Source organism: Streptomyces sp. HUAS MS02, assembly GCF_055702265.1.
In genome coordinates, this window is the sequence record NZ_CM146747.1 from 5451270 (window position 1) to 5477771 (window position 26502).

At 71.5% G+C, this 26502-nt stretch carries 22 protein-coding genes and 1 pseudogene; 15 read left to right on the top strand and 8 right to left on the bottom strand.

The genetic code is table 11. The features are described from left to right. Window positions 1-148: 148 nt before the first annotated feature. The 8 genes and pseudogenes from ACZ9QC_RS23555 to ACZ9QC_RS23590 all read left to right on the top strand — a co-directional run bounded on the left by ACZ9QC_RS23555 (window position 149) and on the right by ACZ9QC_RS23590 (window position 10559). A complete protein-coding gene (locus ACZ9QC_RS23555; RefSeq protein WP_472914929.1) occupies window positions 149-946 on the top strand; it encodes a TIGR03084 family metal-binding protein in 798 nt (265 codons plus the stop codon). Window positions 947-1005: 59 nt separating this feature from the next. Next, window positions 1006-2643: an acyclic terpene utilization AtuA family protein gene (locus ACZ9QC_RS23560; protein ID WP_472921777.1), complete on the top strand. Its 1638-nt coding sequence runs from the start codon at window positions 1006-1008 to the stop codon at window positions 2641-2643. A 222-nt stretch (window positions 2644-2865) separates the two neighbouring features. After that, a complete protein-coding gene (locus ACZ9QC_RS23565; RefSeq protein WP_472914930.1) occupies window positions 2866-4464 on the top strand; it encodes an acyl-CoA carboxylase subunit beta in 1599 nt (532 codons plus the stop codon). A gap of 38 nt (window positions 4465-4502) precedes the next feature. After that, window positions 4503-6383: an acetyl/propionyl/methylcrotonyl-CoA carboxylase subunit alpha gene (locus ACZ9QC_RS23570; protein ID WP_472914931.1), complete on the top strand. Its 1881-nt coding sequence runs from the start codon at window positions 4503-4505 to the stop codon at window positions 6381-6383. A 110-nt stretch (window positions 6384-6493) separates the two neighbouring features. Further along, on the top strand, window positions 6494-7657 hold the full coding sequence (locus ACZ9QC_RS23575; protein WP_472914932.1) for an acyl-CoA dehydrogenase family protein: 1164 nt from the start codon (window positions 6494-6496) through the stop codon (window positions 7655-7657). A 28-nt stretch (window positions 7658-7685) separates the two neighbouring features. Next, a pseudogene (locus tag ACZ9QC_RS23580) lies at window positions 7686-9220 on the top strand (AMP-binding protein). Next, the gene (locus ACZ9QC_RS23585) at window positions 9217-9954 is read left to right on the top strand and encodes an enoyl-CoA hydratase family protein (protein ID WP_472914933.1); all 738 of its coding nucleotides are present in this window, start codon (window positions 9217-9219) and stop codon (window positions 9952-9954) included. Before ACZ9QC_RS23580 ends, ACZ9QC_RS23585 begins: the two are co-directional and overlap by 4 nt. Then, window positions 9942-10559, top strand: a complete 618-nt coding sequence (locus ACZ9QC_RS23590) for a TetR/AcrR family transcriptional regulator (RefSeq protein ID WP_472914934.1) — start codon at window positions 9942-9944, stop codon at window positions 10557-10559. The genes ACZ9QC_RS23585 and ACZ9QC_RS23590 overlap by 13 nt, the downstream gene beginning before the upstream one ends. A 197-nt stretch (window positions 10560-10756) precedes the next feature. Here ACZ9QC_RS23590 and ACZ9QC_RS23595 read toward each other — a convergent pair whose 3' ends face one another. Further along, a complete protein-coding gene (locus ACZ9QC_RS23595) occupies window positions 10757-11551 on the bottom strand; it encodes a MerR family transcriptional regulator (protein ID WP_472914935.1) in 795 nt (264 codons plus the stop codon). A 78-nt stretch (window positions 11552-11629) separates the two neighbouring features. Here ACZ9QC_RS23595 and ACZ9QC_RS23600 point away from each other — a divergent pair, with 78 nt between their 5' ends. The 3 genes from ACZ9QC_RS23600 to ACZ9QC_RS23610 all read left to right on the top strand — a co-directional run bounded on the left by ACZ9QC_RS23600 (window position 11630) and on the right by ACZ9QC_RS23610 (window position 13303). Further along, complete coding sequence (locus ACZ9QC_RS23600; RefSeq protein ID WP_472914936.1) at window positions 11630-11992, top strand: nuclear transport factor 2 family protein; 363 nt, start codon at window positions 11630-11632, stop codon at window positions 11990-11992. Between the two features lie 38 nt (window positions 11993-12030). Then, complete coding sequence (locus ACZ9QC_RS23605; protein ID WP_472914937.1) at window positions 12031-12816, top strand: SDR family oxidoreductase; 786 nt, start codon at window positions 12031-12033, stop codon at window positions 12814-12816. Window positions 12817-12931: 115 nt separating this feature from the next. Beyond that, the gene (locus tag ACZ9QC_RS23610) at window positions 12932-13303 is read left to right on the top strand and encodes an alpha/beta hydrolase (RefSeq protein ID WP_472914938.1); all 372 of its coding nucleotides are present in this window, start codon (window positions 12932-12934) and stop codon (window positions 13301-13303) included. A gap of 47 nt (window positions 13304-13350) precedes the next feature. Here ACZ9QC_RS23610 and pdxH read toward each other — a convergent pair whose 3' ends face one another. Further along, on the bottom strand, window positions 13351-13980 hold the full coding sequence (gene pdxH / locus ACZ9QC_RS23615; protein ID WP_472921778.1) for a pyridoxamine 5'-phosphate oxidase: 630 nt from the start codon (window positions 13978-13980) through the stop codon (window positions 13351-13353). Window positions 13981-14135: 155 nt separating this feature from the next. On the opposite strand from pdxH, the gene ACZ9QC_RS23620 reads away from it, so the two are divergent. Continuing rightward, window positions 14136-15239: a citrate synthase 2 gene (locus tag ACZ9QC_RS23620; protein ID WP_045556076.1), complete on the top strand. Its 1104-nt coding sequence runs from the start codon at window positions 14136-14138 to the stop codon at window positions 15237-15239. A 17-nt stretch (window positions 15240-15256) separates the two neighbouring features. Here ACZ9QC_RS23620 and ACZ9QC_RS23625 read toward each other — a convergent pair whose 3' ends face one another. From ACZ9QC_RS23625 to ACZ9QC_RS23640, 4 genes are all read right to left on the bottom strand, one after another. After that, window positions 15257-16285 carry an isopenicillin N synthase family dioxygenase gene (locus ACZ9QC_RS23625; RefSeq protein WP_472914939.1) on the bottom strand — a complete coding sequence of 343 codons (1029 nt, stop codon included), beginning with the start codon at window positions 16283-16285 and terminating at the stop codon, window positions 15257-15259. Between the two features lie 488 nt (window positions 16286-16773). After that, window positions 16774-16938 carry a hypothetical protein gene (locus tag ACZ9QC_RS23630; protein ID WP_472914940.1) on the bottom strand — a complete coding sequence of 55 codons (165 nt, stop codon included), beginning with the start codon at window positions 16936-16938 and terminating at the stop codon, window positions 16774-16776. A 353-nt stretch (window positions 16939-17291) separates the two neighbouring features. After that, complete coding sequence (locus ACZ9QC_RS23635; RefSeq protein WP_472914941.1) at window positions 17292-18782, bottom strand: PAS domain-containing protein; 1491 nt, start codon at window positions 18780-18782, stop codon at window positions 17292-17294. A gap of 189 nt (window positions 18783-18971) precedes the next feature. Continuing rightward, the gene (locus ACZ9QC_RS23640) at window positions 18972-19733 is read right to left on the bottom strand and encodes an SIS domain-containing protein (RefSeq protein WP_472914942.1); all 762 of its coding nucleotides are present in this window, start codon (window positions 19731-19733) and stop codon (window positions 18972-18974) included. 376 nt (window positions 19734-20109) lie between these two features. Between ACZ9QC_RS23640 and ACZ9QC_RS23645 the strand changes: the two genes are divergently transcribed. Together ACZ9QC_RS23645 and ACZ9QC_RS23650 are read left to right on the top strand one after the other, a co-directional pair. Next, entirely contained in the window at window positions 20110-20802 is a 693-nt protein-coding gene (locus ACZ9QC_RS23645) for a metal-dependent transcriptional regulator (protein WP_316727666.1), read from the top strand. A 940-nt stretch (window positions 20803-21742) separates the two neighbouring features. Next, on the top strand, window positions 21743-22600 hold the full coding sequence (locus tag ACZ9QC_RS23650; RefSeq protein ID WP_472914943.1) for an alpha/beta fold hydrolase: 858 nt from the start codon (window positions 21743-21745) through the stop codon (window positions 22598-22600). Window positions 22601-23403: 803 nt separating this feature from the next. Here the strand turns inward: ACZ9QC_RS23650 and ACZ9QC_RS23655 are convergent. Both ACZ9QC_RS23655 and ACZ9QC_RS23660 read right to left on the bottom strand, forming a co-directional pair. Beyond that, window positions 23404-23841: a hypothetical protein gene (locus ACZ9QC_RS23655; protein WP_472914944.1), complete on the bottom strand. Its 438-nt coding sequence runs from the start codon at window positions 23839-23841 to the stop codon at window positions 23404-23406. Window positions 23842-24036: 195 nt separating this feature from the next. After that, complete coding sequence (locus ACZ9QC_RS23660; RefSeq protein ID WP_472914945.1) at window positions 24037-24696, bottom strand: bifunctional DNA primase/polymerase; 660 nt, start codon at window positions 24694-24696, stop codon at window positions 24037-24039. A 328-nt stretch (window positions 24697-25024) separates the two neighbouring features. Between ACZ9QC_RS23660 and ACZ9QC_RS23665 the strand changes: the two genes are divergently transcribed. Beyond that, window positions 25025-26407 (top strand): transcriptional regulator, encoded by a 1383-nt coding sequence (locus ACZ9QC_RS23665; protein ID WP_467291093.1) that lies wholly within the window; start codon window positions 25025-25027, stop codon window positions 26405-26407. The last annotated feature ends 95 nt before the right edge of the window (window positions 26408-26502 follow it).

A 26502-nucleotide genomic window follows, 5' to 3' on the forward strand; every position in this document is an offset into this window, starting at 1 on the left:
CAATGGACTAAGTCAGGTCCATAGATGTTTTTGCCGCTTACTTCGACGGTCTCACCCGCCGCTGCTCCAGGGCCCTCGAACCCCCGACCCTCCGCCCAAAAATGCAAGCACGCTTGATTGTTTATCCGTCCGCTGCCATGCTCCCCCCATGGCCGACCCCACGCCCGTGATCGACGATCTCCGTGCCGAGAGCTACGAACTCGACCTGCTCGTGGCCGAGTTGAGCCCGGAGCGGTGGGCGCTCGCGACGCCCGCCCCCGGCTGGACCGTCGCCCACCAGATCGCCCACCTCGCCTGGACGGACCACTCCTCCGTGCTGGCGGTGACCGACCAGGCCGCCTTCGCCCGCGAGGTCGAGAGCGCGCTGACCGCGCCCGGCGACTTCGTGGACCGGGGTGCCGAGGAAGGCGCGGAGAAGCCGCCCGCCGAGCTGCTCGCGGACTGGCGGGCCGGCCGCGAGGCCCTGGAGGCCGCCCTGCGCGCGGCACCCGAGGGCGCGCGGTTCCCCTGGTACGGCCCGCCCATGTCCACCGCCTCCATGGCGACCGCCCGCCTCATGGAGACCTGGGCCCACGGCCTCGACGTCGCCGACGCGCTGGGCGTCCCCCGGATCAGCCCCGGCGACCGCCTCCGGCACATCGTCCGACTCGGCATCCGCACCCGCGACTTCGCCTTCGGCGTGCACGGGCTGACCCCGCCCTTCGAGGAGTTCCGCGTCGAACTCATGAGCCCTGACGGCGAGTTGTGGACGTACGGCCCCGAGGACGCCACCGACCGCGTCGGCGGCCCCGCCCTCGACTTCTGCCTCCTGGTCACCCAGCGCGCCCACCGCTCCGACCTCGCCCTCCACGCCGAGGGCTCCGACGCCGACCGCTGGCTGGACATCGCCCAGGCCTTCGCGGGCCCGCCGGGCACCGGGCGCGCCGCGAAGGAAGCCACCCCGTGACGGCGGCGGCCCTCCGCATAGGCAACGCCTCCGGCTTCTACGGCGACCGCTTCGACGCCATGCGCGAGATGCTCACCGGCGGCGAACTCGACGTCCTCACCGGCGACTACCTGGCCGAGCTGACCATGCTCATCCTCGGCCGTGACCGCCTGAAGGACCCCACGGCCGGGTACGCCCGCACATTCCTGCGCCAACTGGAGGAGTGCCTGGGGCTCGCGCACGAGCGCGGCGTGCGGATCGTCGCCAACGCCGGTGGCCTCAATCCCGCCGGACTCGCCGACGCCGTACGGGAGTTGGCGGGCCGGCTCGGCATCCCCGTCCGGGTCGCGCACGTCGAGGGCGACGACCTGACCACCGACCACTCAGGCACCCTCGCCGCCCACGCCTACCTCGGCGGCTTCGGCATCGCCGCCTGTCTGCGGGAGGGCGCCGACGTCGTGGTCACCGGCCGGGTCACGGACGCGGCCCTGGTGACCGGACCCGCCGCCGCGCACTTCGGCTGGGGGCCGGGAGAGTACGACCGCCTCGCGGGCGCCGTCGTCGCCGGACACATCCTGGAGTGCGGGGCGCAGGCGACCGGCGGCAACTACGCGTTCTTCCACGAGTCCACCCCGGCCGCCCTGCGCCACCCCGGCTTCCCCCTCGCCGAACTCCACGCCGACGGCACGGCCGTGATCACCAAACACCCCGGCACCGGCGGTCTCGTCGACGTCGGCACGGTCACCGCGCAGCTCCTCTACGAGACGGGCGGTGCCCGGTACGCGGGCCCCGACGTCACCGCCCGCCTCGACACGATCACCCTCACCCAGGACGGCCCCGACCGGGTCCGCGTCCACGGCGTACGCGGCGAGGCCCCGCCCCCGACCCTGAAGGTCGGCCTCAACCGGCTCGGCGGCTTCCGCAACGAGGTCACCTTCGTCCTGACCGGCCTGGAGATCGAACGCAAGGCCGCCCTCGTCCGCGATCAGCTGGAGACCGCGATCGCCGCCGCCAAGTCCCGTCCCGCGCACGTGGACTGGGAGCTGTCCCGCACCGACCGGCCCGACGCCCGTACCGAGGAGACCGCCAGCGCCCTCCTCCGGCTCGTCGTCCGCGACCCCGACCAGAACACCGTCGGCCGGGCCCTCAGCGGGGCCGCCGTGGAGCTGGCCCTCGCGAGCTACCCCGGCTTCCACGTCCTGGCACCGCCCGGAAAGGGCGCACCCTACGGCGTGTTCGAGGCGGCCCACGTCGGCCAGGACACGGTCGAGCACCTCGCCGTCCTCCACGACGGCCGCCGGGTCCCCGTGCCCCCGGCCGGCGACCACCTCGTCCTGCGGCCCGTCGACGAGCCGCCGCTCCCGGAGCCGCTGCCACAAGGGCTCCCCACCCGCCGCGCACCCCTCGGCCTCGTCGCCGGGGCCCGCAGCGGGGACAAGGGCGGCAACGCCAACATCGGCCTCTGGGCCCGCACGGACGACGCGTGGCGGTGGCTGGCCCACACCCTCACCACCGACCGGCTCCGCGCGCTCCTCCCGGAGACGGCCGACCTGCCGGTCACCCGGCACACGCTGCCCAACCTGCGCGCCCTCAACTTCGAGATCACCGGCATCCTCGGCGAGGGCGTCGCCTCGCAGGCCCGCTTCGACCCCCAGGCCAAGGCCCTCGGCGAATGGCTCCGCTCCCGCCACCTGGACATCCCGGAGGCCCTGCTGTGACCGCCCGCCACCTGGAGATCCCGGAGGGCTCTCCCGCGACAGTCCGCCCGGGCCTCCCGGACGGCTCTCCTGTGACCGCCCGTCACTTGGGCCTCCCGGACGGCTCTCCCGCGACAGTCCGCCCAGGCCTCCCGGACGGCTCTCCTGTGACCACCCGACACCCGGACACCCCGGAGGTCCACCCGTGACAGCCCGCCGCCCCCAGCCCGAGGAGGCCCTCCGGTGACCGTCCTCGCCTCCGCCCTCGACCCGGGCGCCCCCGACCACGTCGCGAACCGCGAGGCCATGCTCGCCCGGCTCGCCGAACTCGACGCCGAGCACGCGAAGGCCCTCGCGGGAGGCGGCGAGAAGTACACCGCCCGCCACCGGGGACGCGGCAAGCTCCTCGCCCGCGAGCGCGTCGAACTGCTCCTCGACCCCGACACCCCCTTCCTGGAGCTGTCCCCGCTCGCCGCCTGGGGCAGCGAGTACACGGTCGGCGCCTCGCTCGTCACCGGCATCGGGATCGTCGAGGGCGTCGAGTGCCTGATCACCGCCAACGACCCGACCGTACGCGGCGGCGCGAGCAACCCGTGGAGCCTGAAGAAGGCCCTCCGGGCCAACGACATCGCGCTGGCCAACCGCCTGCCCTGCATCAGCCTCGTCGAGTCCGGCGGAGCCGATCTCCCCTCCCAGAAGGAGATCTTCATCCCCGGCGGCGCGATCTTCCGCGACCTCACCCGGCTCTCCGCCGCCGGCATCCCCACCATCGCCGTCGTCTTCGGCAACTCCACCGCAGGCGGCGCGTACGTCCCGGGCATGTCCGACCACGTGATCATGGTCAAGGAGCGGGCGAAGGTGTTCCTCGGCGGCCCGCCCCTGGTCAAGATGGCCACCGGCGAGGAGAGCGACGACGAGTCGCTGGGCGGCGCCGAGATGCACGCACGCGTGTCGGGCCTCGCGGACCACTTCGCCGTCGACGAACCGGACGCCCTGCGCCAGGCCCGCCGGGTCGTCGCCCGCCTTAACCACCGCAAGGCGTACGCCGATCCGGCCCCGGCCGCGCCCCCGAAGTACGACCCGGAGGAACTGCTCGGCATCGTCCCCGGCGACCTGAAGGTGCCCTTCGACCCCCGCGAGGTCATCGCCCGGATCGTCGACGCCTCCGACTTCGACGAGTTCAAGCCCCTCTACGGCACCAGCCTCACCACCGGCTGGGCCACCCTGCACGGCTATCCCGTCGGCATCCTTGCCAACGCCCAAGGGGTCCTCTTCAGCGAGGAGTCCCAGAAGGCGGCCCAGTTCATCCAGCTCGCCAACCAGCGCGACATCCCTCTCCTCTTCCTGCACAACACCACCGGCTACATGGTCGGCAGGGAGTACGAGCAGGGCGGCATCATCAAGCACGGCGCGATGATGATCAACGCGGTGAGCAACAGCCGGGTGCCCCACCTGTCCGTCCTCATGGGCGCGTCGTACGGCGCAGGCCACTACGGCATGTGCGGCCGCGCCTACGACCCCCGCTTCCTCTTCGCCTGGCCCAGCGCCAAGTCGGCCGTGATGGGCCCGCAGCAACTGGCGGGTGTCCTGTCGATCGTGGCCCGGCAGTCGGCGACGGCCAAGGGACAGCCGTACGACGAGGACGCCGACGCCGCGCTGCGCGCGATGGTGGAGCAGCAGATCGAGTCCGAGTCGCTCCCGATGTTCCTGTCCGGACGGCTGTACGACGACGGGGTCATCGACCCCCGCGACACCCGCACCGTCCTCGGCCTGTGCCTGTCCGCGATCCACACCGCCCCCTACGAGGGCGCCCGCGGCGGCTTCGGCGTCTTCCGGATGTGAGGTTGTCTCCCTTGATGTCTTTCTCCTCGATCTCTCCCTTGACCGCACCATTGATCCGGACGGTCAACTCCGTCCTCGTCGCCAACCGCGGCGAGATCGCCTGCCGCATCTTCCGCACCTGCGCCGACCTGGGCATCCACACGGTCGCCGTGCACTCCGACGCCGACGCGAACGCCCTGCACACGCGCATGGCCGACACGGCCGTACGGCTGCCGGGCGCGGCCCCCGCCGACACCTATCTGCGCGGCGACCTGGTCGTGAAGGCGGCCCTCGCCGCGGGCGCCGACGCCGTCCACCCCGGCTACGGCTTCCTCTCCGAGAACGCGGACTTCGCCCGTGCCGTCCAGGACGCGGGGCTCGTCTGGATCGGCCCGCCCCCCGAGGCGATCGAGGCGATGGCGTCGAAGACCCGCGCCAAGGAACTCATGGGCCTGGCACCCCTGGACGCGGCCGAGGTCACCGAGGACGACCTGCCGGTCCTGGTGAAGGCGGCGGCGGGCGGCGGCGGACGCGGCATGCGCGTCGTACGCCACCTGGCAGACCTGCCCACCGCCCTGGAGAGCGCCCGCGCCGAGGCCGCGAGCGCCTTCGGCGACGGCGAGGTCTTCGTCGAGCCGTACCTGGAGAACGGCCGTCACGTCGAGGTCCAGATCCTCGCCGACACCCACGGCACCGTCTGGCCGCTGGGCACCCGCGACTGCTCCCTCCAGCGCCGCCACCAGAAGGTGATCGAGGAGGCCCCGGCCCCCGACCTGCCCGAGGCGCTCACCGAGAAACTCCACACGCTGGCCGTACGCGCCGCGCGCGCCGTCGACTACGTCGGCGCGGGCACCGTCGAGTTCCTCGTCTCCGCCGGCCGGGCCCACTTCCTGGAGATGAACACCCGCCTCCAGGTCGAACACCCGGTGACCGAAGCCGTCTTCGGCCTCGACCTGGTCGCCGAACAGATCCGCGTCGCCGAGGGCCACGCCCTGCCCGCCGACCCTCCACCCGCACACGGCCACGCGATCGAGGCCCGCCTGTACGCCGAGGACCCGGCCCGCGACTGGACCCCGCAGACCGGCACCCTGCACCGACTGGTCGTCCCCGGGGGCGTCCGCCTGGACACCGGTTACGCGGACGGCGACACGATCGGCGTCCACTACGACCCCATGCTCGCCAAGCTGATCGCCCACGCCCCCACCCGGGCCGAGGCGATCCGCAGGCTGGCGGGAGCCCTGGAACGGGCCACGATCCACGGGCCCACAACGAACCGGGCCCTGCTACTGAACTCCCTGCGCCACGAGGAGTTCACGACCGCCCGCATGGACACGGGCTTCTACGACCGCCACCTCGCCGCCCTCACCACCGGAACCCCCGACCCGCACGCCCCGCTGGCCGCCGCCCTGGCCGACGCCGCCGCCGGGGGCCACCCCCGCTTCGGCGGCTGGCGCAACGTGCCCTCCCAGCCCCAGACCAAGCGGTACCTGATGGCGGGGGAGGAGCACGAGGTCCACTACCGCCACACCAGGACCGGCCCGGAGGCAGACGGCGTCCGGGTCGTGCACGCCGATGCCGGGAGCGTGGTCCTCGAAGTGGACGGCGTCCACCGGAAGTTCGAGGTGACCCGCTACGGCGACCACGTCCACGTCAACACCACCACCCTCACCGCCCTGCCCCGTTTCCCCGACCCCACCACCCAACAGGCCCCCGGCTCCCTCCTGGCCCCGATGCCGGGCACGGTCGTCCGCGTCGCGGACCACCTGAAGCCGGGCTCAGCGGTGGAAGCGGGCCAGCCTCTCCTCTGGCTGGAGGCGATGAAGATGGAACACAGGATCACGGCCCCGGCAACGGGAACGCTGACGGCCCTGCACGCGACGCCAGGACAACAGGTAGAGATGGGCGCCCTCTTGGCCGTGGTCGAGGAACAGCCCACCTGAAGGGGCGCGGGGCTGTGTCGATATGCGGCTCCGCCGCGCGGGCGCGACAAGCCCCCACAGACCCGCACCCTCCTCCCGACGAACGGACCCTCTCCCTTAGGAGCCTGAAAATGTCCCCGGTCCTCGAATCCGAAGAACACAAGGCCCTACGAGCGGCAGTCTCCGCCCTCGGAAACCGTTACGGCCGCGACTACATAGCCACGATCAACAAAGAGGGCCGCCATCCCGACGAACTCTGGTCCGAGGCAGCAAAACTCGGCTACCTGGGAGTCAACCTCCCCGAGGCCTACGGAGGCGGAGGCGGCGGCATCACCGAACTCTCCATCGTCCTGGAGGAACTCGGCACCGCGGGCTGCCCCCTGCTCATGCTGATCGTCTCCCCGGCGATCTGCGGCACGGTGATCGCCCGCTTCGGTACGGAGGCCCAGAAACACGCCTGGCTCCCCGGACTCGCCGACGGCTCACGCCTCATGGCCTTCGGCATCACCGAACCCGACGCCGGCTCCAACAGCCACCGCATCACCACCACAGCCCGCCGATCCGCCGGAGGCGACTGGCTGCTCACGGGCCGCAAGGTCTTCATCTCCGGCGTGGACCGGGCGGACGCCGTCCTCATCGTCGGCCGCACCGAGGACGCCCGCACCGGCACCCTCAAGCCCTGCCTCTTCATCGTCCCCACGGACACCCCCGGCTTCGAGTACCGCCGCATCGACATGGAACTCCGCGCCGCCGAGAAGCAGTTCGAGCTGAGCTTCGACGACATCCGGCTCCCCGCCGACGCCCTGGTCGGCGACGAGAACGCCGGTCTCCTCCAACTGTTCGCCGGCCTCAACCCCGAGCGGATCATGACCGCGGCCTTCGCCATCGGCATGGCCCGCTACGCCCTCGCCAAGGCCGTCGAGTACGCCCGCGACCGCACGGTCTGGAGCCGGCCCATCGGCGCCCACCAGGCGATCGCCCACCCCCTCGCCCAGTCCCACATCGAACTCGAACTGGCCCGCCTGATGACGCAGAAGGCGGCCCACCTCTACGACGCGGGCGACGACGCGGCGGCCGGCGAGGCCGCCAACATGGCCAAGTACGCGGCGGGCGAGGCCTGTGTGAAGGCCGTCGACCAGGCCGTGCACACCCTCGGCGGCAACGGCCTCACCACCGAGTTCGGCCTCGCCTCGCTGATCACGGCCGCGCGCGTGTCTCGTATCGCGCCGGTGAGCCGGGAGATGATTCTCAACTACGTCTCCCACCAGACCCTGGGCCTGCCGAAGTCGTACTGACCGGCACCGTGTGGCGCGAGGAGGAACCATGTTCCGCAGCGAGTACGCAGACGTCCAGCCCCTCGAACTCCCCATCCACGAAGCCGTCCTGGGCCGCGCCCCGGAGTTCGGCGAGCTGCCCGCGCTGATCGACGGAGTCGACGGCACGACGCTCACGTACGAACAACTGGACCGCTTCCACCGCCGGCTCGCGGCCGCGTTCGCCGAGGCGGGCGTCCGCAAGGGCGACGTCCTCGCCCTGCACAGCCCCAACACGATCGCCTACCCGACGGCGTTCTACGCGGCCACCCGCGCGGGCGCCACCGTCACCACCGTGCACCCGCTGGCCACCCCCGGCGAGCTGGCCACACAGCTCCAGGACTCCGGGGCGAGCTGGATCGTCACGGTCTCACCGCTGCTGGAGACCGCCCGCGCCGCCGCCGAACGGGCGGGCGGCCGGTTGATCACCCGATCGGGTGAATGCCTCAAGAGGCATGCCATGCGCCGCGGGCGCCGCACTAGGGTTTGGGACTGTCGCACTGCGACGTCGCGGCAGGGTAGGGCGGGTATTACCTGCCTCTGGCGATCAGCCGGTGCCGGGGGGACGTCAGCGGTACCCAACCGCTCGAACGTCCGTGAACCTCAACCCAGGTGGGTTGGAATCCCTCTCCACGGAGGGGGAGGATGCCAAATATACGGCCTCACCGCCTCCGTGAACGCCCCGCCTCGGCGGGGCGCTTCCATCCTGCCCCCGTTGTCCCGGACGTCTTCCTCACAGCGACCCAGACGCACCGCAGCACTACCCTCTACGTGGCCCCACCGATCGTCCTCGCCCTCGCCAAGCACCCGGCCGCCGAGCGCTACGACCTCTCCACGGTCCGGCACATCCTCTCCGCCGCCGCGCCCCTCGACGCGAAGCTCGCCGCAGCCTGCTCCGCCCGCCTCTCCCTGCCGCCCGTCGTCCAGGGTTACGGCATGACCGAACTCTCCCCCTGCTCCCACCTGGTCCCCCTCGTCCAGGCCGCCGTCGCGCCCCCCGGCACCGTCGGCAAACTCATCGCCGGCACCGAGATGCGGATCGTCTCGCTGGACGACCCCGGCAAGGAGGTCGGCGTCGGTGAACCAGGCGAGATCGTCATCCGGGGCCCGCAGGTCATGAAGGGCTACCTTGGCCGCCCCCGGGCCACCGCCGACATGATCGACGCGGACGGCTGGCTCGCCACCGGCGACATCGGCCATGTCGACGCCGACGGCTGGCTGTATGTCGTCGACCGGGTCAAGGAGCTGATCAAGTACAAGGGCTTCCAGGTCGCCCCCGCCGAACTCGAAGCCCTCCTCGTCACCCACCCCGGCATCGCCGACGCCGCCGTCGTCGGCCACTACAACGACGACGGCAACGAGGTGCCGCACGCCTTCGTCGTCCGCCGGCCCACCGCCCGGGACCTCTCCGAGGGCGAGGTGATGATGTACGTCGCCGAACGCGTCGCCCCCTACAAACGCGTCCGCCACGTCACCTTCGTCGCCGACGTGCCCCGCGCGGCCTCCGGGAAGATCCTCCGCCGCGAACTCAGGGAACGCCTGTGACCGACCTGATCCACCGTGCCCACGACCGGGGCATCACCACCCTCACCCTCGACTCCCCGGCCAACCGCAACGCCCTCTCGGCGAGGCTGGTGGGGGAGCTGTCGGACGCGCTCACCCGGTGCGGCGAGGACGACGACGTACGCGCCGTCGTCCTCACCCACACCGGGAACACGTTCTGCGCGGGCGCCGACCTGCGGGACCCGCCCGACCCGAAAGCCATGGTCACGCTGCTCCGCCAGATCCTCGAACTGCCCAGACCCGTCGTCGCCCGCGTCACCGGCCACGTCCGCGCGGGCGGCCTCGGCCTGCTCGGCGCCTGCGACATCGCCGCCGCCGGACCGCAGGCCGGGTTCGCGCTCACCGAGGTCCGCATCGGCGTCGCGCCCGCCGTCATCTCCCTCACCCTCCGCCCCCGCACCGACCCCCGCGCCCTCGCCCGCTACTCGCTCACCGGCGAGACCTTCGGCTCCGCCGAGGCCGCCCGCATCGGGGTGCTCACCACGGCCGGCGCCGATGTCGACGACCTGCTCGAACCCGTGCTCGACGGACTGCGCCGGGCCTCACCGAGGGCCCTGGCGGAGACGAAACGCCTGCTCACGGCTAAGGTGCTGGAGAACTTCGACCTGGACGCGGGCGAACTGACCAGCCTCTCGTCCCGGCTGTTCGCCTCCGCCGACGCCCGCGAGGGCATGACGGCGTTCCTCGAAGGACGGGACCCGGGATGGGTGTTGTGAGCGTGACGGAAACAGGCCCTGGTGTGGATCGCGGCCCCAAGCAGGACCGCAGCCGCGTCACCCGTCAGCGCCTCCTGGAAGCCGCCGTGGCCTGCCTCGCCGAACACGGCTGGGCCGGCTCCACCGTCTCCGCCGTCGCCGAACGCGCCGGCGTCTCCCGGGGCGCCGCCCAGCACCACTTCCGCACCCGCGAGGACCTCTTCACCGCCGCCGTCGAGTACGTCGCCGAAGAGCGCTCCCTCGCCCTGCGCGCCCTCTTCCCCGAGGGCGCCGCCGACCGCGGGGACGTCGTCGCCGCCGTCGTCGACCTCTTCACCGGCCCCCTCTTCCGCGCCGCCCTCCACCTCTGGGTCGCCGCCTCCAACGAGGAACAGCTCCGCTCCCGCGTCACCGAACTCGAAGCCCGCGTCGGCCGCGAGACCCACCGCATCGCCGTCGACCTCCTCCGCGCCGACGAGACCGTCCCCGGCGTCCGCGAGACCGTCCAGGGCCTCCTCGACATGGCCCGCGGCCTCGGCCTCGCCAACCTCCTCACCGACGACACCGGCCGCCGCGACAAGGTGGTGGCCCAGTGGGCGGCCATCCTCGACGAGAAACTCGGCTGAGCCGCCCCGGGACATCAAGGGCTCGACCTCAGGAGCTCGACCTAAGGAACTCGACCTGACCTCGAAGGCGCATCCGTGAGCCGCAACTGGGCCCCGGGGTGCGGCCGTTCCTACCTGACGATCAACCGCATGCCCTCCGGCCAGCCGTCCAGATTGTGCGCCCCGTCGTTCCAGGACTCCGCACCGCACTGACCGCTTCAGGTGACACGGAAGACCGGCCAGCCGATCTCGGTGCGCCACGCAGCGGGATCGCTTGTGTCACGGGGGCCGACAACGTAGACCTCCCGTACCGGCCCGGCCACCGACATCGCGTTCTCCACCACCCAGGTCCCGAGTTCGCCGTACGTGACCTCGACGCCGTCGTGCTCGCCGACGTGGGTGGTGACGGCCAGTTCCGCGGCCGGCAGAGTCATGGGGTGCACGCGTCCGGTGCGAGGTGGCGCAGCGGTCGGCAGGTAGACGACCGCGTGGCCGCGCTCCTGCTCGAAAAGAGCGTTGTCGTAGCTGCCGCCCGGCGGTCCGGTCACGGCGGCGCCGACGGCTGCCTCCAATTCGGCCATCGCGCCTGCGTACCAGGTCGCGATGTCGCGATGTCCGACTACGGCCTCTACCGCCGCGACCGTCCGGGCGGGCTCCGCACGCAGCTCGACGTCGATCGGCGCGGGGTCGGGCCGGAGCAGGCGGCGCAGCGACACGACCGCGGCCCGGGTGCGGTCGAGCGTGTCCTCGAGGCGTTGCAGGTGGTCCGTCACCAGGGCCGCCCGGACACCGGGGTCGGGGGTCCGCAGGATCCGCTGCACATCGCTCAGGGGGACGTCGAGCTCGCGGAGCCGGTGGATGACCTGTGCGGTCGGGATCTGGTCCACGCCGTAGTAGCGGTAACCGGTGGTCTCGTCCACTACGGCGGGTTCCAGCAGGGCCGCCTCGTGATACCGGCGCAGGGTCCGTACGCTCAGGTGGGTCAGCCGCGAGAAGTCGCCGATGGTCAGCATCCCGTCATTCTGAACGCTCCCCCTGGGGGAGAGTCCACGGCTTGACCCTCCCCCGCCGTGAGGTCACACGGTGGGCTCATGACACAGCACACCGATCTCCCGTCCGATCTGCTCCCGACCACCGTGCGCGAGTTCTTCGCCGCCCACATCGTCCGCGACGCCGACACCGCCTCGTCGTTCCTCGCCGAGGACGCGGTGATCGTCGACCAGGACGAGACCTTCCGTGGCCGAGAGGAGACCTACGCGTTCCTGCGGGACGCCGGGTCCGAATTCGCATTCACAACCGAGCAGATCGGCGCTCACCGCGTCGATGACGCCCACTGGGTGGTGACCGTGCGGCTCGAGGGCACCTTCCCGGGGGGCGTCGCCGAGCTCGACTACCGGTTCGCGCTGCGGGACGACCTCGTCGCCGAACTCGTCATCGCCAACCACCCAGCCTGACCGAATCCGCACCACCCCGATCTTCAGTGGAGAGAAACATGTCTGGTTCGGATCGCGATCGTCTCGACGGTCGCCGGGCGCTGGTCACGGGCGGTTCGAAGGGCTCGGGGAAGGCCGTCGTGGAGAGACTGCGAGAGATGGGTGCCGATGTGTACGTGGCGGCGCGGACGATGCCCGACGGGTACGAGCACCCTGACCGATTCATCGAAGCGGACCTGTTGACGATCGAAGGCACCGATGCCGTGGCCGCTCGCATCGCAGAGGCCGGCGCACTCGACATCCTGGTGCACGTCGTCGGAGGGACGTCGACGCCGCCTGGTGGATTCGCGGTCATCACCGATGACCAGTGGCTCACCGAGCTGAACCTCAACCTCCTTGGAGCGGTGCGGCTGGATCGAGCTCTTCTCCCGGCAATGATCAGGGCCGGGTCGGGCGTGGTGCTGCATTTCACCTCGATCCAGCGTGAACTGCCCCTGTATGACGCGTCCTTGGCGTACGCAACAGCGAAGGCCGGGCTGCGCACATACAGCAAGGGACTTGCCAATGAGCTCGCACCGCGCGGCGTACGGGTCAACGCAATCAGCCCCGGCGGAATCGAGACCGAAGCCTACGAACAGTTCGTGGACCGGATCGCCGAGGGCAACGGACTCACACGCGAAGCGGCCAAGCAGACCATCTACGACTCCCTCGGAGGGGTACCCCTGGGACGATTCGCGAACACCGAGGAGATCGCGGACCTGGTCGGGTTCCTGGTCTCGGACCGCGCCTCGGCCATCGTAGGAGCCGAGTACGTGATCGACGACGGCACCGTCCCTACCGTCTGAGCCGGGCACCGGCTCCGAGCAGCCACTCGCGAACAGCTCGATCCCAGGCGGAACCCCCTCCTTTTGACCACCAGATGGCGGGCCGCATCGGCCACGTGACATCTGTCGACGACCCGTGAGCCGGGGCAGGCAGACACCCAGTCGACCACCGCAAGGAGAACACATGACCACTCACTTCACGGACCGGTCATCCGCCCAACTGGTCGGACCGCCCCCGCCCTTCGACCCGGAGCTCGCTCCCGTGCTTGCCCGTGCGGCAGACCTCTCCGGTCTGCCGTCCACGTTCATCGACGTCGGGTCGGCCGAAACGTTCCGGGACGAGGGCGTCGCCTACGCAAGCCGTATATGGCAGGCGGGCGGCCGCCTCGAACTGCACGTGTGGCCCGGTGGGTTCCACGGGTTCGACGTCGTGGCCCCCCATGCCGTGATGTCGCAGGACGCCATCGCCGCCCGAGTGGCATGGCTGCGCCGTCAGCTCTTGGTCTGACACGCAGCCTCGGCCGGGTAACGCGAAAGCGCGAGGCCAAGGAGCCCTCAGGGACTCAGCCGCTCCACCCGCCACGACCCGTCCGGCTCCGCCACGTACCGCAGCCGGTCGTGCAGCCGGTTCCACCGCCCCTGCCAGAACTCCACACTCTGCGGCACCACCCGGAAACCACCCCAGTGCGGTGGCACCGGCACCTGCTCGCCCTCCGGATAGCGCGCGAGCAACTCCTCGTACGCGGCGTCCAGTTCGGCCCGCGAGGAGATCACCGACGACTGCGCGCTGGCCCACGCCCCCAGCTGCGACCCGTGCGGCCGCGTCCGGAAGTACGCCGCCGTCTCGTCCCGCCCGGTCCGTACCGCCGTCCCCGTCACGATCACCTGCCGCGCGAGCGCGTGCCAGGGGAAGAGCAGCGTGACGTACGGGTTCACCGCCAGGTCACGGGCCTTGCGCGAGTCGTAGTTCGTGTAGAAGACGAAGCCACGCGCGTCGTAGGCCTTCATCAGCACCGTACGGGAAGCGGGGCGCCCCTCGGCGTCGGCCGTCGACACCACCATGGCGTTCGGCTCGAACACCGCCCCCTCCTGCGCGGCCTGGAGGAACCACCGCCCGAACTGCTCCATGGGACCGGCGGCCAGCTCGCTCTCGTCGAGCCCGTCGGCACGGTACTGCTTGCGCATGAGAGCCGGATCGTGATCGTTCACATGGTCATCCTGCCGTATGAACGGCAGGCCGGAGGAGAAGTGGCACTGAGTGCCGCCGACCCTCCCCAATCCTGGCACTCAGGCGTATGGTGCAGGAACCGCCTGTCGCACACATCAAGAGGAGCCGCCTGATGTCCGACTTCGTACCCGGGCTCGAAGGAGTCGTCGCGTTCGAGACGGAGATCGCCGAACCGGACAAGGAAGGCGGCGCCCTCCGCTACCGGGGCGTCGACATCGAGGACCTGGTCGGCCACGTCTCCTTCGGCAACGTCTGGGGCCTCCTCGTCGACGGCGCCTTCCGCCCCGGCCTCCCGCCCGCCGAGCCGTTCCCCATCCCCGTCCACTCCGGCGACATCCGCGTCGACGTCCAGTCCGCGCTCGCCATGCTCGCCCCCGTCTGGGGCCTCAAACCCCTCCTCGACATCGACGAGGAGCAGGCCCGCGCCGACCTCGCCCGCGCCGCCGTCATGGCCCTCTCCTACGTCGCCCAGTCCGCCCGCGGCCAGGGCCTGCCCATGGTCCCCCAGCGCGAGATCGACAAGGCCCAGTCCGTCGTCGAACGCTTCATGATCCGCTGGCGCGGCGAGCCCGACCCCAAGCACGTCGCGGCCGTCGACGCCTACTGGACCAGCGCCGCCGAACACGGCATGAACGCCTCCACCTTCACGGCCCGCGTCATCGCCTCCACCGGCGCGGACGTCGCCGCCGCCCTCTCCGGCGCCGTCGGCGCCATGTCCGGCCCCCTCCACGGCGGCGCCCCGTCCCGCGTCCTCGGCATGATCGAGGAGATCGAACGCACCGGCGACGCCGACGCCTACGTCAAGCAGGCCCTCGACAAGGGCGAACGCCTCATGGGCTTCGGCCACCGCGTCTACCGCGCCGAGGACCCCCGCGCCCGCGTCCTGCGCCGCACCGCCCGCGACCTCGGCGCCCCCCGCTTCGAGGTCGCCGAAGCCCTGGAGAAGGCCGCCCTGGCCGAACTCCACGCCCGCCGCCCCGACCGTGTCCTCGCCACGAACGTCGAGTTCTGGGCGGCCATCGTCCTGGACTTCGCCGAGGTCCCGGCGCACATGTTCACGTCGATGTTCACCTGCGCCCGCACCGCCGGCTGGTCGGCCCACATCCTCGAACAGAAGCGCACCGGCCGACTCGTGCGCCCCTCCGCACGCTACGTGGGACCGGGCACGCGCAGCCCCCAGGAGATCGAGGGCTACGCGGACATCGCCGCGCACTAGCGGACGGGACCGTACCGTCACGCGGGGCTGAGCAGCCCCGCGTGATGCCGCTCGGCGACGAGCGGATGCGCCCGCAGCTTCCCCTTCAGCTCGTTGAACCCGTACTCGGCGAACAGCGGGTTCCCCGGATCGTCGGTCACACCGGGCGCGGTGGAGGCGTACGGAAAGACCAGCGGCTCCACCCGGGCGTCGAGCCGGGGGTTGTAGAAGAACGGCACGGAGAACCGCTCGGTCGCCCCGGGCGGACTGACGACCCGGTGATGGGTGGCGAGCAGATAGCCGTTCGTCGCCACCTCCAGCAACTCCCCGAGGTTCACGACGAACGCCCCCGGAATCGGCGGCACGTCATGGAACAGCCCGTCCGCCCGCTCCACCTGGAGCCCACCGACCTGGTCCTGCAACAACAGGGTCAGGAACCCGTAGTCCTTGTGGGCGCCCACCCCCTGATCGGCCCCGTCCCCCGCACTCCCCGGATACCGCACCAGCTTCAGATGCGGATGGGCCCCCTCCCCGAAGATCGGGTCGTAGAAATCGGCGGGCGCACCGATCGCGACCAGCAACTCCCGCAGCAGCCGCTGTGCCACGGCACTGAGCCGGTCGATCCACGCGAGCGCGGCGGTCCGCAGCTCCGGCAGGGACGCGGGCCACTGATTGGGGCCCTGGAGCCACCAGTACGCCGGCTCCCCGGGCCCGGGACGCCGGACGGCCCGCTCGGCGCCGATGTCCAACTGGTCCCGCCAGTCCCGACTGCCGCCCGTCCGCTCGTCCCCGGTCCGCGTATAGCCCCGGAAATGCGGCGAGTTGACGTTGTCGAGGGCGAGCCGCTCGGCCTCGGGCAACGCGAAGAACGCCCGCATGGCCGTGTCGAGCCGCCGGATCTCCTCCTCCCCGATCCCGTGCCCGACGAGTTGGAAGAACCCCACGTCGTGCGCGGCACTGTGCAACTGCGCGTGCAGCAGCGCCCGCGCCTCGGGCCCGCGGTCGGCGGCGGAGAGATCGATGATGGGCAACTGGAGGTACGACGACGTGGTCGCTGAGTTCGTCATGAGATGCGTCCGTGCGTGAGAAGGAGGAACTGCCGGAACCGGGCCCTGAGATCAAAGATCCAAAAGATCGCTGATCTGAACCTGGACCTGAACTGGACCTGAACTGGACCTGAACTGGATCTGGGATTCAGCCGGAAGCCCGACAGCCCATGCTCGTGACGCGCACGAAGTCCACGTGCCGGCGTCGAACGAGTATCGGAAGCATGGTGAAAGCATACTGCGCCCTACGAAACGCAGACGACCCGCAGACTCTGGGTCCCTCCGCCCAGAAGGCGAAGAAGCCGGCCGGACGTACCGGCGAGTCTGCGGGTCGGGTGACTACTTGAGATTGGGCCGGCTGCGCGCTCAGTACGCACTGGTCCGGCACCGCACTGTGTGTGGTGCAGGGCCGCTAGCCCGCAGCCACCTCGTGCGTCCGGGTTTCATACATGTACCCGATCACCTCCCTTCTCACGTGCCCATCACTCTAGGAAGCGAGGTGGAGGCGTTCAAGCGCTTTTTTCGCAGGGATTCTCGAGGATGCCGTCGCGCCTGGCGTAGCTGTAGCCGTCGCCCCGTTGCAGCAGCCGAAGATGCCGGTGGCTGACGTTGATCCGGCCGACGGGCGCGGCGAGATTGTGCTGGCCCCGGGCCCGGACGGAGATGTGCCCCACCCACGTACCCGCCCACTTTCCGGACGGCACCGTGGCCTGCGCGAGATCCCCGCTGACGAACCCGTAGGGCCGCTTGCTTCGAGCCCTCCTGAGCCGCGGAAGCCGCCCGCCGGACCACCCGCGAGGCGTTTCCCGGCGACCCCCGGCCCCTGCCTTCCGACCCTCGCCGCCGCGCTTGCCTCGACGGCTCGCCGAGTCTCCCCCGGCGACCCTGCGGTTGCCTGCTCCGATGCTTGCCCGTGTCTCCCGGCGACCCGACCCAGCCGCGTCCGCTCCGACGGCTCGTGGTGCTGCCGGCGTCCTGCGGTGCCTGTTCCGATGACCTGCCGAGTCTCCCGCCGACCCCGCCGCGCCTACTCCGACGACCGTTCCAGTGCCTCCAGGTCCAGGGCCGCCGCGATGTGTATGGCTACGTCCTCCGCGTAGATCGCGTCCGTGCGTTCGAACGGGGTGCGGCCCGCGCCGCGGAGGAAGGTGACCACGCCGAGGGTGCGGCCGCGGCTGCGGAGGACCGCGCAGAGGGCGTGCACGGTCTCCGGGGGCCACTGGCGTCCCATGGCCCAGTCGCGGGCCGTCTCCGGTGCGGCCGTACCGGCGCTGGCGCGGACCGAGCCGGCGCGCTCCACGCACTGCAGGGCGGGGTGCCCGGGGCCGTAGCGGACGGGGATGCCGGCGTGGCCGGCGAGATGGCTGGGGCCGGGCCGGCCGGAGGGTGTGGCGGCGGCGCGGACGAGCCGGGCGGGCCCCTCGCCGTCGGCCATCGACCCTCCGGCCACGCGGTCGATGAGGGCGTGGTCGGCGAAGCCGGCGAGGGCGAAGTCGAGGTGGACGGTGGCGGCCTCGCCGGGGTCCTCGCACTCGGAGGCGGCGCGTGCGGCCCGATGGAGCTGGTTGACGCGGAAGCGGAGCTGCGCGGCCTCCTGCTCGGTCTGTTTGGACTCGGTGATGTCCTGGAAGAGCCAGCCGACGCCGAGCGGTACGGGCTCCTCGGCGAGGGGCGAGGCGAGGCGGAGGAATCCGCTGCGCCAGCACCGCCGTTTCTCGCCGTCGGGGGTGCGCACACCGACCCAGATCTCCGCGGGCGCGGGCGGAGCGCCCTCGGCGAGGACGTGGGTGAGGGCGCTCTCCAGTTCCTCGGCGCCTTGGGCGAGCAGCTCGCCGAGGGGGCGCCCGAGGACGGCCGTGCGGCCGATGCCGAGGGAGCGGGCGGCGTGGGCGTTGACGACGGCGGGGCGCAGGTCGGCGTCGACGAGGACGACGCCCCAGGAGGCGTCCTCGAAGAGGGCCTCGCTGAGCGCGATGGACCGTTCGAGGTCGATCTGGGCGTGGACCTCGCTGAAGGCGCAGTAGAGGCCGGCGGGCTTGCCGTCGGGTCCGCGTACGGCGGCGGACTGGGTGCGGACCAGGACGCGCCCGCCGTCCTTGGTGACCAGGGCGAACTCGTGCACCTGCCGGCCGCTGGCGTGCATGGCGGCCATCAGCCGCCCCTCCACCTCCTCGGCGTCGGCGGTGCGCACCGCCCACCCGGCGAAGCCGCGGCGGCCCACGGCCTCCTCGGCGCTCCAGCCCAGGATGCGTTCGGCCTCGCGGTTCCAGTGGGTGACGACGCCGTCGGCGTCGAAGGCGCAGAGGGCCGCGTCCATCCCGTCGAGGAGGGCGGCGAGGAGGTCGGAGCCACCGAAGTCCGTGGAATCCGTGGAGCCCTCGGTGCCTTCGGTGTCCTCGGTGTTCACCGTGCCCTCGATGTCCTCGGTGTCCTCGGTGTCGTCGTTCGTCGGGCCGTCCCGCTCGGGCTTGTCGGGCCCGAGTTCGTCGGTGGCCCCAGTACGCCGGGAAGCACTCACCTGAACCCCCTGCAGGCTGCGTTGCGTCCGCATGTACGGCTGGTACGGCGCGTCGGTTCGCTCACTCGCCATCATTCAACTCGAACGTGACCCAGCCCACATCCGCTTCACGCAAGATTTGGACGAAATCGTTGTACGCCGGATTTCCTCCTCACCCTTCTCAGCGTTCCCACGATTCCAGGGATGCAGTCAGCGGAGGTAGAAGATCCGATCTCCGTACTCGCGCATCACCCGGTCGTTCCAGTCGAGCCCGCCGTCGACGTTGCCGGAGCGCAGGAGGGGTGGTTCGACGCCCCGATCCGCGAGGGAGGCGGCGGCGGTGGCCATGACCGACTGCAGGATCGCCGAGGTGACGACGGTGGAGGCCGGGGCGAAGGGGGCGGGGATGGTGTCGAGGGTGAGTTCGGCGTCGCCGACCGCGATCTTCGAGTCGAGGACGAGGTCGCAGTGGTCCTTGAGGAAGGTGCCGGAGGAGTGGCGGGACGTCGTGCGCGTGGCGTACGCGACCGAGGTGACGCCGATGACCTTCGCGCCCAGTTCGCGGGCGTGCGAGGCCATCTCGACGGGCAGCGCGTTGCGGCCGGAGAGCGAGATCACCACGAGCAGGTCGCCGGCCCGCAGCGGGCTGCTGTCGAGCACGGCGGTCGCGAGCCCGTCGACCCGTTCCAGCGCGGATCCGAGGGTGGCGGGCACCACGTCCACGCCCACGGCGCCGGGGACCGCCAGCAGGTTCATCAGCGCGAGTCCGCCGGCCCGGTAGACGAGGTCCTGGGCGGCGAGCGAGGAGTGGCCGGCGCCGAAGGCGAACAGGCGTCCGCCGTCGACGACCGTGTCCGCGATCAGCTCTCCCGCCGCGGTGATCGACTCCGTCTCCTCGTCCCGTACGCGTTCGAGCAGCCCGATCGCCGCGTCGAGGAACCGCCCACCCGCCGTGCCGCCGTCCAGTCCCATGCGCCGACCCCTCCGCCTTCCGCGAGTCCTTGGTGACGCCGATCACGTTAGTGGTCTGGACCAGTGGGGTGTCAATACCGAGGGCACGGGCGCAGCCCCTGCTCTCCAGGGGTGCCGGGAAGTGCGCGAGCAGCCCCACTCACCCGCACCCGCATCCCGGCCTCGGCCGCCCACCCTCAGGGGCGAGCCGGCCCCGGAAAGTGGGGCGCCAGGTCACAAATCGGCCACCTGACCGGGCTCATACCGTCGTCGTTCCCCCGGCGCCGCCCGGTTGTCAGTCGGATGCGTAAGAATTGGGTCCAGGGCCAGCGCAGCAAGCCGCAGCAAGCCGGTGTGGCCGTCGCAGCCTCCGGCTGAATCTCATCGAGGGGCACGTATGTCCGGACTGATCGATACGACGGAGATGTATCTCCGCACCATCCTCGAGCTGGAGGAGGAAGGTGTGGTCCCCATGCGCGCCCGGATCGCCGAGCGGCTCGACCAGAGCGGCCCCACGGTGAGCCAGACGGTCGCGCGCATGGAGCGCGACGGCCTGGTGTCCGTCGCCGCGGACCGTCACCTGGAGCTCACCGAGGAGGGCCGTCGGCTGGCGACGCGTGTGATGCGCAAGCACCGCCTCGCGGAGTGCCTGCTCGTCGACGTGATCGGTCTGGAGTGGGAGCAGGTGCACGCGGAGGCGTGTCGCTGGGAGCACGTGATGAGCGAGGCGGTCGAGCGCCGCGTCCTGGAGCTGCTGCGCCACCCCACGGAGTCGCCGTACGGCAACCCGATCCCGGGCCTGGAGGAGCTGGGCGAGAAGGACGGCGCGGACCCCTTCCTGGACGAGGGCATGGTGTCGCTGGCCGACCTCGACCCGGGGACCGAGGGCAAGACCGTCGTCGTGCGCCGTATCGGCGAGCCCATCCAGACGGACGCCCAGCTGATGTACACGCTGCGCCGCGCGGGCGTGCAGCCCGGTTCCGTGGTGAGCGTGACGGAGGCGGCCGGCGGTGTCCTCGTGGGCAGCGGCGGCGAGGCGGCGGAGCTGGAGGCGGACGTCGCCTCCCACGTGTTCGTCGCCAAGCAGTGACCCTCCCGGGCCCGTAGCCGGGCCCGCACCGGGCCCACACCCGGGTCCGTATCCGGGCTCGCACCGGCATCCCGCGCTCGCCCGTGCCGCCCGCCAGCCCAGCGCCCATGCCCGTCCCTCGCGCCTGCCCCTCACCCCGTCGATCCTCGTCGGGGTCGGCCCGCGCACCCGCTGTTCGACGCGTGTCGGCGGATGTCCGTATCGCCCGCCAACTCCCGGTGCGCAAGGGGGAGTTGTGGTGTAGGAGGCCCGTGTCCGGGAACCCGTCCAATCCAAGATTCAGTGCGCTGAATCGCAGCGCTCGGGCCGTTCGCGTGCGAGGCTTGCGCGTGAGGCATATGACCTGAGGGGCTCTTGGCCGCCCGAGACGAGGATCCCGGGTGGTGAGGGAGGGGGCGGGGCGGATGTGCCGTGGACATGAGGAGGGCCCCGGCGCCGTGCGGCGCCGGGGCCTGTCCTCCCCTGTGCTGACCCGGAGCCCCGAGCTCCCAGGGTCATTCCCCTCGGACCGTTTTCCCCGAGCGGTCCGCCTCCCGTTGAAGATCTCCCCTCGGCGGCGGCGGGCAATCCTTGAGGGAGGTCACTCGAATGAGGGGTGTTGTCGCCAAGAGCGGCATCTTCGAATGTGTATTCGATAACGTGGGTGGCGTGTCGCTGTGTGACCCGCAGCATGACTGATGCGAGCGCCCCACACGTAACGTGTCAACCGATATGCACGCTGTAACACAAGTGCTCGCCGTCCGAGCGGCGCGCACGGCGCACGACAGCAGCTGGAGCAACGGCGAGGCGACGGCGAGAGCCAGGGCGGAAGCGACAGCGGATGCGGTACGGAAGCAGCACGACAGCGGTACGACAGCAGTTGGGACGAGTGGACCGGCCGGCTCGAAGCGGGAGCGAGAGGCGGGAGCGAGCGGTCCGGGCGGGAGTCTGGGGGGTGCCAATGGTGCGGCGCATCGACGTGAGGGGAGCGGGCGGCGTGAGTCTCGCCGCCTGGGAGTTCGGCGACCCGCCCAAGACCGGCGAGAACGAACCCCGGCCGGGGGTGCTGTTATTGCACGGCCTCATGGGCCGCGCCTCGCACTGGGCCCCCACCGCCCGCTGGCTCTCCGAACGCCACCGTGCCGTGGCGCTCGACCAGCGCGGACACGGCCAGAGCGAGAAGCCCGAGCAGGCCGCGTACACCCGTGAGGCCTACGTCGAGGACGCCGAGGCCGCCGTCGAACAGCTGGGCCTCGCCCCGGTCGTCCTGATAGGCCATGCCATGGGCGCGCTGACCGCGTGGCAGCTGGCCGCGCGCCGCCCCGACCTGGTGAGCGGACTGATCATCTGCGACATGCGGGCCTCGGCGCTCGGCGCGGCCTCGCAGCGCGAGTGGGAGAACTGGTTCAAGGCCTGGCCGCTGCCGTTCGCCACCCTCGCCGACGTCCGCAAGTGGTTCGGCGAGGACGACCCCTGGGTGGAGCGACCCAGCCCGTCCCGGGGAGAGTTCTACGCCGAGGTCATGCACGAGGGGCCCGACGGCTGGCGGCCGGTGTTCGAACCCGAGCAGATGCTGACGACCCGTGAGACCTGGGTCTACGACGCGCACTGGGAGGAGCTGACCCAGGTGCGCTGCCCGGCCCTCGTCGTCCGCGGCCTCGACGGGGAGCTGGGACGCGCCGAGGCCCAGGAGATGGTCCGGGTGCTGCCCCACGGCCAGTACGCGGAGGTCGCCGACGCGGGCCACCTGGTCCACTACGACCAGCCGGACGCGTGGCGCGCGGCGATAGAGCCGTTCCTGGACGGCTTCCCGGACTGAGCGCGAGGGCCCAGACACGCTCCTGGCCCCCTTCCAGGTCGCACGGCGGGACACCGCTCCACGGCTCCACCGCACCGCACCGTCCACTGCACAGTCCGCCGCACCGCTCTACCGCACCTCTCTCCCGCCCGTGCCGAAAATCCGTGAAGGTCACGGCACGGCGGCCACCCGCGAGCACGCTACGTCGTGTCACCTATCGCGGAGTCGCCGATGCCGTGCAAGCCCCCGCTCCTCGACGTCGGGACGGTCGCCGAGCTCTACTCGCAACTCGCCGGCGTGCTGGCCGGGTTCGCGCTGGCGGCCGTCTTCATCGTCATCTCCCACTTCCTGGGCGACGCCGCGCCGACCGGCCGCCGGGAAGAAGCGCTCGGCCAGGCCCTTCCCGCGCTCCTCGCGGCCCTGCTCGGACTGATCCTGAGTTCGCTCACCTACTGCATCGTCGCGGCCGACGGGGAGAACGCCGGCCGGGGTGGTGTTCGCCGTGTCCGTCCTCGGCTACGTGGCGTACGGCCGTCCCGGTCTGAACGGGATCCGGGTGCCCGGGGGCGGGGCCATCCGGACGATCGTCGTGGGCGGCCTGTCGGTCGTGGCCCTGTGCCTGCTGGGGGTCGTGACGACGATGGGTCTCGCCGACGCGGGCTGCTCCGTGCCCCTCGGTGCCGTGGTCGCCGTGCTGCTCTGCGGATTCCTCGCGGCCGTCGGCATGTGTGCCTGGCTCTTCACCACCCGCCCACCCCGCCCCACGGCCCCGGTCCCGTCACCCACGACGGCGTCCGTCGGCCAGGCCGTGTCCGTCGGTGCCGTCAGCCTCGTCGGAGGCGCTGTACCGGTCCTGGGGCCCACAGCCATCCGCGGGCGCGGGACCGTCCCACGATGTCGGCGCTGTGCACGGCCGCCACCACCATCATGACCGGCCACGCCAGAAAGGTCGTCCCGAGCTGTGCGTACGCCCCGTCCGTGCCCAGCGCGACGACCACGAACTCGGCCGGGAAGACCAACGCTCCGAGCAGTGCTCCCACGAGGGAGAGCCCCCACACGCGAGTGACGCCGCGAGAAGCCAGAGCCAGGCCCCCAGTGAGGACCAGGCCCATCAACACCCCGGCCACCAGGCTTCCCCCGGAGAGCACAGCCGCGTACCGCAGGTCACGGGCGGCGAGCCGGGTGCCCCCTCCTCCGAGGAGTTCCACAGGGGCCATCACCAGGGCGAGAGCGGCCCAGGGCAGGCTCGGAAGGCAAGCCATCAGCAGACCGACTCTCATACCGCGCCGCAGGATGCCCTGCCTGTCCATACGCCCCCCAGTCTTCGCACGAGCTGCCCGAAGGAGATCACGTGCGTGGCCTGGTCGCCAGTGGGGGGCGGGGCGCGGGGAACCGCGCGGCCGACCACGACCGAGAAGCCCGGTCGTGAAGCCGAGCCGCAGCCCCGACCCGGTGCGTCAGCGGCGGCCGTCCCGGCCGCACGCGTAGGCGAGCGGTGAGATCAGTTCTTCCGCGTCCGGCAGCCAGCGGTTGGCCGGGGTGGGGCGGCGGGCCCACTGCACGGCGCCCCGGGATCCGTAGCGCGTCGGCGGGGCGGCCACGAACTCGCCCTCGCCCAGCGCCTTGAGATCGAGCGCGAGCGGCGACCAGCCCAACTTCCGTACCAGGTCAGGGACTTTGACCGACGCGCCCGGGAGCACGAAGAACTGCATACGGCGGTCCGGCGTCCAGGTCACCGGCCCGAGCGTCAGCTCCATGCGTTCCATACGGGCGAGCGCCAGCAGGCCGGCGGTCTCGGGAACGTCGATCGTGTCGAACGTACGGCCGGTCGGCAGCAGGATCGACGCGTTCGGCTGCTTCGACCAGAGGCGGCGTGCGACGGTCGCACTGCCTGTCGCCTGGGTCGCCCAGTCCTCGCGCGCCGGGTGCGCGCCGGGGGTCGCGCACGCTGCGTTGCCGCAGGAACAGATCTGCACCCCGTCGACGGCTTCCAGCCAAGTGCCGGGGAACACGTCCCAATGGCGCTCTTCGGCGTATCGAACGGCGGTGTCCAGCAGCGATTCGCCACGCTGCTTCGGGATTTGGGCAGCTTCAGGGCCCGCGATGGTCTCTTCCACGATGAACACAACTCTAGCGGTCATCAGGGGTTACGGATGTCACATGCGCGGGGGAGAGCATCGTCAACGGGCCCGGGGCGCATGGGTGCATGTCCGGGGGCGCGCGAGAGGGATCACGAAGTGAGCCGGGTAGCCACGTGTGGGGTACAGCATCCGTGTTTACCCCGGCAATCCTGGCATGTCTCGCATCTTCGGTATGTCGGCGGGGCATTGATCTTCGAGGCCGGATCTTTTCGATACGTGGGTACACGTATGCGACGGGACGCGGTCACTGAAGGCACGTCAACTCGGTGCGTGGGCAAGGCACCACAGCCACAGGGGGTACGCCATGGCCGCAAGGCCGCTCGTCGCCAGGCAGCCGAACGAACGACTGCAGGCGCTCATCCAGGAAGCGGGCTGCTCCAACGCGGGGCTGGCCCGGCGGGTCAACATGTGCGGCGCGGAGCACGGACTCGACCTCCGCTACGACAAGACGTCCGTCGCGCGCTGGCTGCGCGGACAGCAGCCGCGGGGCCGGGCGCCCGCGATCATCGCCGAGGCCCTCGGCCGCAAGCTGGGCCGTACGGTCACCATCGACGAGATCGGCATGGCCAACGGCAAGAACCTGGCGTCCGGTGTCGGCCTGCAGTTCTCGCCCACAGTGCTGGGAGCCATCGAGCAGGTCTGTGAGCTGTGGCGCAGCGACGTGGGCCGGCGGGACTTCCTCTCCGGGTCCTCCGTGGCCGCCTCCGCCCTCGTCGAGCCCAGCCGTGACTGGCTGATCTCGGCGCCGGACTCGCAGGTGGCCCGCTCGGCGGGGCCCAGGGTGGGGCTCGCCGACGTGGCGGCCGTGCGCGCGATGACCCAGGCGCTCGTGGACCTCGACCACCAGTACGGCAGCGGGCACGTCCGGCCGGTCGTCGTGCACTACCTCAACAGCGTCGTCTCGGGACTGCTGGCCGGCTCCTACCGGGAGGCCGTGGGACGGGAGTTGTTCGCGGCGGTCGCCCGACTCACCGAGCTCGCCGGGTACATGGCCGTCGACACCGGTCAACCCGGACTCGCCCAGCGGTACTACATCCAGGCGCTCCGTCTCGCCCAGGCCGCGGGCGACCGCGCGTACGGCGGCTATGTCCTCGCCGCGTCCATGAGCCACCTCGCCGCGCAGCTCGGAAACCCGCGGGAGATCTCGCAGTTGGCACGCGCGGCCCAGGAGGGGGCGAGGGGGCGGGCGACTCCGCGCGCGGAGTCGATGTTCCACGCGGCGGAGGCGCGCGGGCACGCGTTGATGGGGGACGCGCGCGGTGCGCAGGCGGCTGCGGGGCGGGCCGTCGACGCGTTGGAGGCGGCGGATCCGTCGTCCGGGGACGACCCGGTGTGGATCAAGCACTTCGACGAGGCCTATCTGGCGGACGAGTTGGCGCACTGCCACCGGGATCTGGGGCAGGCGGAGGCTGCCGCCCGGCGGGCCGAGGAGTCCTTGGCCAAGCATCCGGAGTCGAGGGCGCGGCGGCGTGCCATCGGGTACGTGCTGCTCGCCACGGCACAGGTGCAGCAGCGGGAGGTCGAGCAGGCCTGCCACACCGGGTTGAAGGCGGTGGAGTTGCTGGGGTCGCTGCGGTCGAATCGGGGCGCCGAGTATCTGGAGGACTTCCAGCAGCGGTTGGAGCCGTTCCGGGAGGAGGCGGTGGTCCGGGAATTCGGTGCGCGCATGGACCTGCAGGCGGCGTAGGCGCTCCGCTCTGAACAGGGGGCCGCAGTTGTTTCGCGGCCGTGGGCCCGGTGGGGGCTGGTCGCGCAGTTCCCCGCGCCCCTTGGAGGGGCTTC

Coding starts and splice junctions, on each gene's coding strand:
- ACZ9QC_RS23590 (WP_472914934.1), top strand. CDS start 9,942: ATGGGTGTTGTGAGCGTGACGGAAACAGGCCCTGGTGTGGATCGCGGC.
- ACZ9QC_RS23665 (WP_467291093.1), top strand. CDS start 25,025: ATGGCCGCAAGGCCGCTCGTCGCCAGGCAGCCGAACGAACGACTGCAG.
- ACZ9QC_RS23620 (WP_045556076.1), top strand. CDS start 14,136: ATGTCCGACTTCGTACCCGGGCTCGAAGGAGTCGTCGCGTTCGAGACG.
- ACZ9QC_RS23595 (WP_472914935.1), bottom strand. CDS start 11,551: ATGCTGACCATCGGCGACTTCTCGCGGCTGACCCACCTGAGCGTACGG.
- ACZ9QC_RS23625 (WP_472914939.1), bottom strand. CDS start 16,285: ATGACGAACTCAGCGACCACGTCGTCGTACCTCCAGTTGCCCATCATC.
- ACZ9QC_RS23645 (WP_316727666.1), top strand. CDS start 20,110: ATGTCCGGACTGATCGATACGACGGAGATGTATCTCCGCACCATCCTC.
- ACZ9QC_RS23605 (WP_472914937.1), top strand. CDS start 12,031: ATGTCTGGTTCGGATCGCGATCGTCTCGACGGTCGCCGGGCGCTGGTC.
- pdxH (WP_472921778.1), bottom strand. CDS start 13,980: ATGCGCAAGCAGTACCGTGCCGACGGGCTCGACGAGAGCGAGCTGGCC.
- ACZ9QC_RS23575 (WP_472914932.1), top strand. CDS start 6,494: ATGTCCCCGGTCCTCGAATCCGAAGAACACAAGGCCCTACGAGCGGCA.
- ACZ9QC_RS23650 (WP_472914943.1), top strand. CDS start 21,743: ATGGTGCGGCGCATCGACGTGAGGGGAGCGGGCGGCGTGAGTCTCGCC.
- ACZ9QC_RS23555 (WP_472914929.1), top strand. CDS start 149: ATGGCCGACCCCACGCCCGTGATCGACGATCTCCGTGCCGAGAGCTAC.
- ACZ9QC_RS23600 (WP_472914936.1), top strand. CDS start 11,630: ATGACACAGCACACCGATCTCCCGTCCGATCTGCTCCCGACCACCGTG.
- ACZ9QC_RS23560 (WP_472921777.1), top strand. CDS start 1,006: ATGCGCGAGATGCTCACCGGCGGCGAACTCGACGTCCTCACCGGCGAC.
- ACZ9QC_RS23655 (WP_472914944.1), bottom strand. CDS start 23,841: ATGGCTTGCCTTCCGAGCCTGCCCTGGGCCGCTCTCGCCCTGGTGATG.
- ACZ9QC_RS23640 (WP_472914942.1), bottom strand. CDS start 19,733: ATGGGACTGGACGGCGGCACGGCGGGTGGGCGGTTCCTCGACGCGGCG.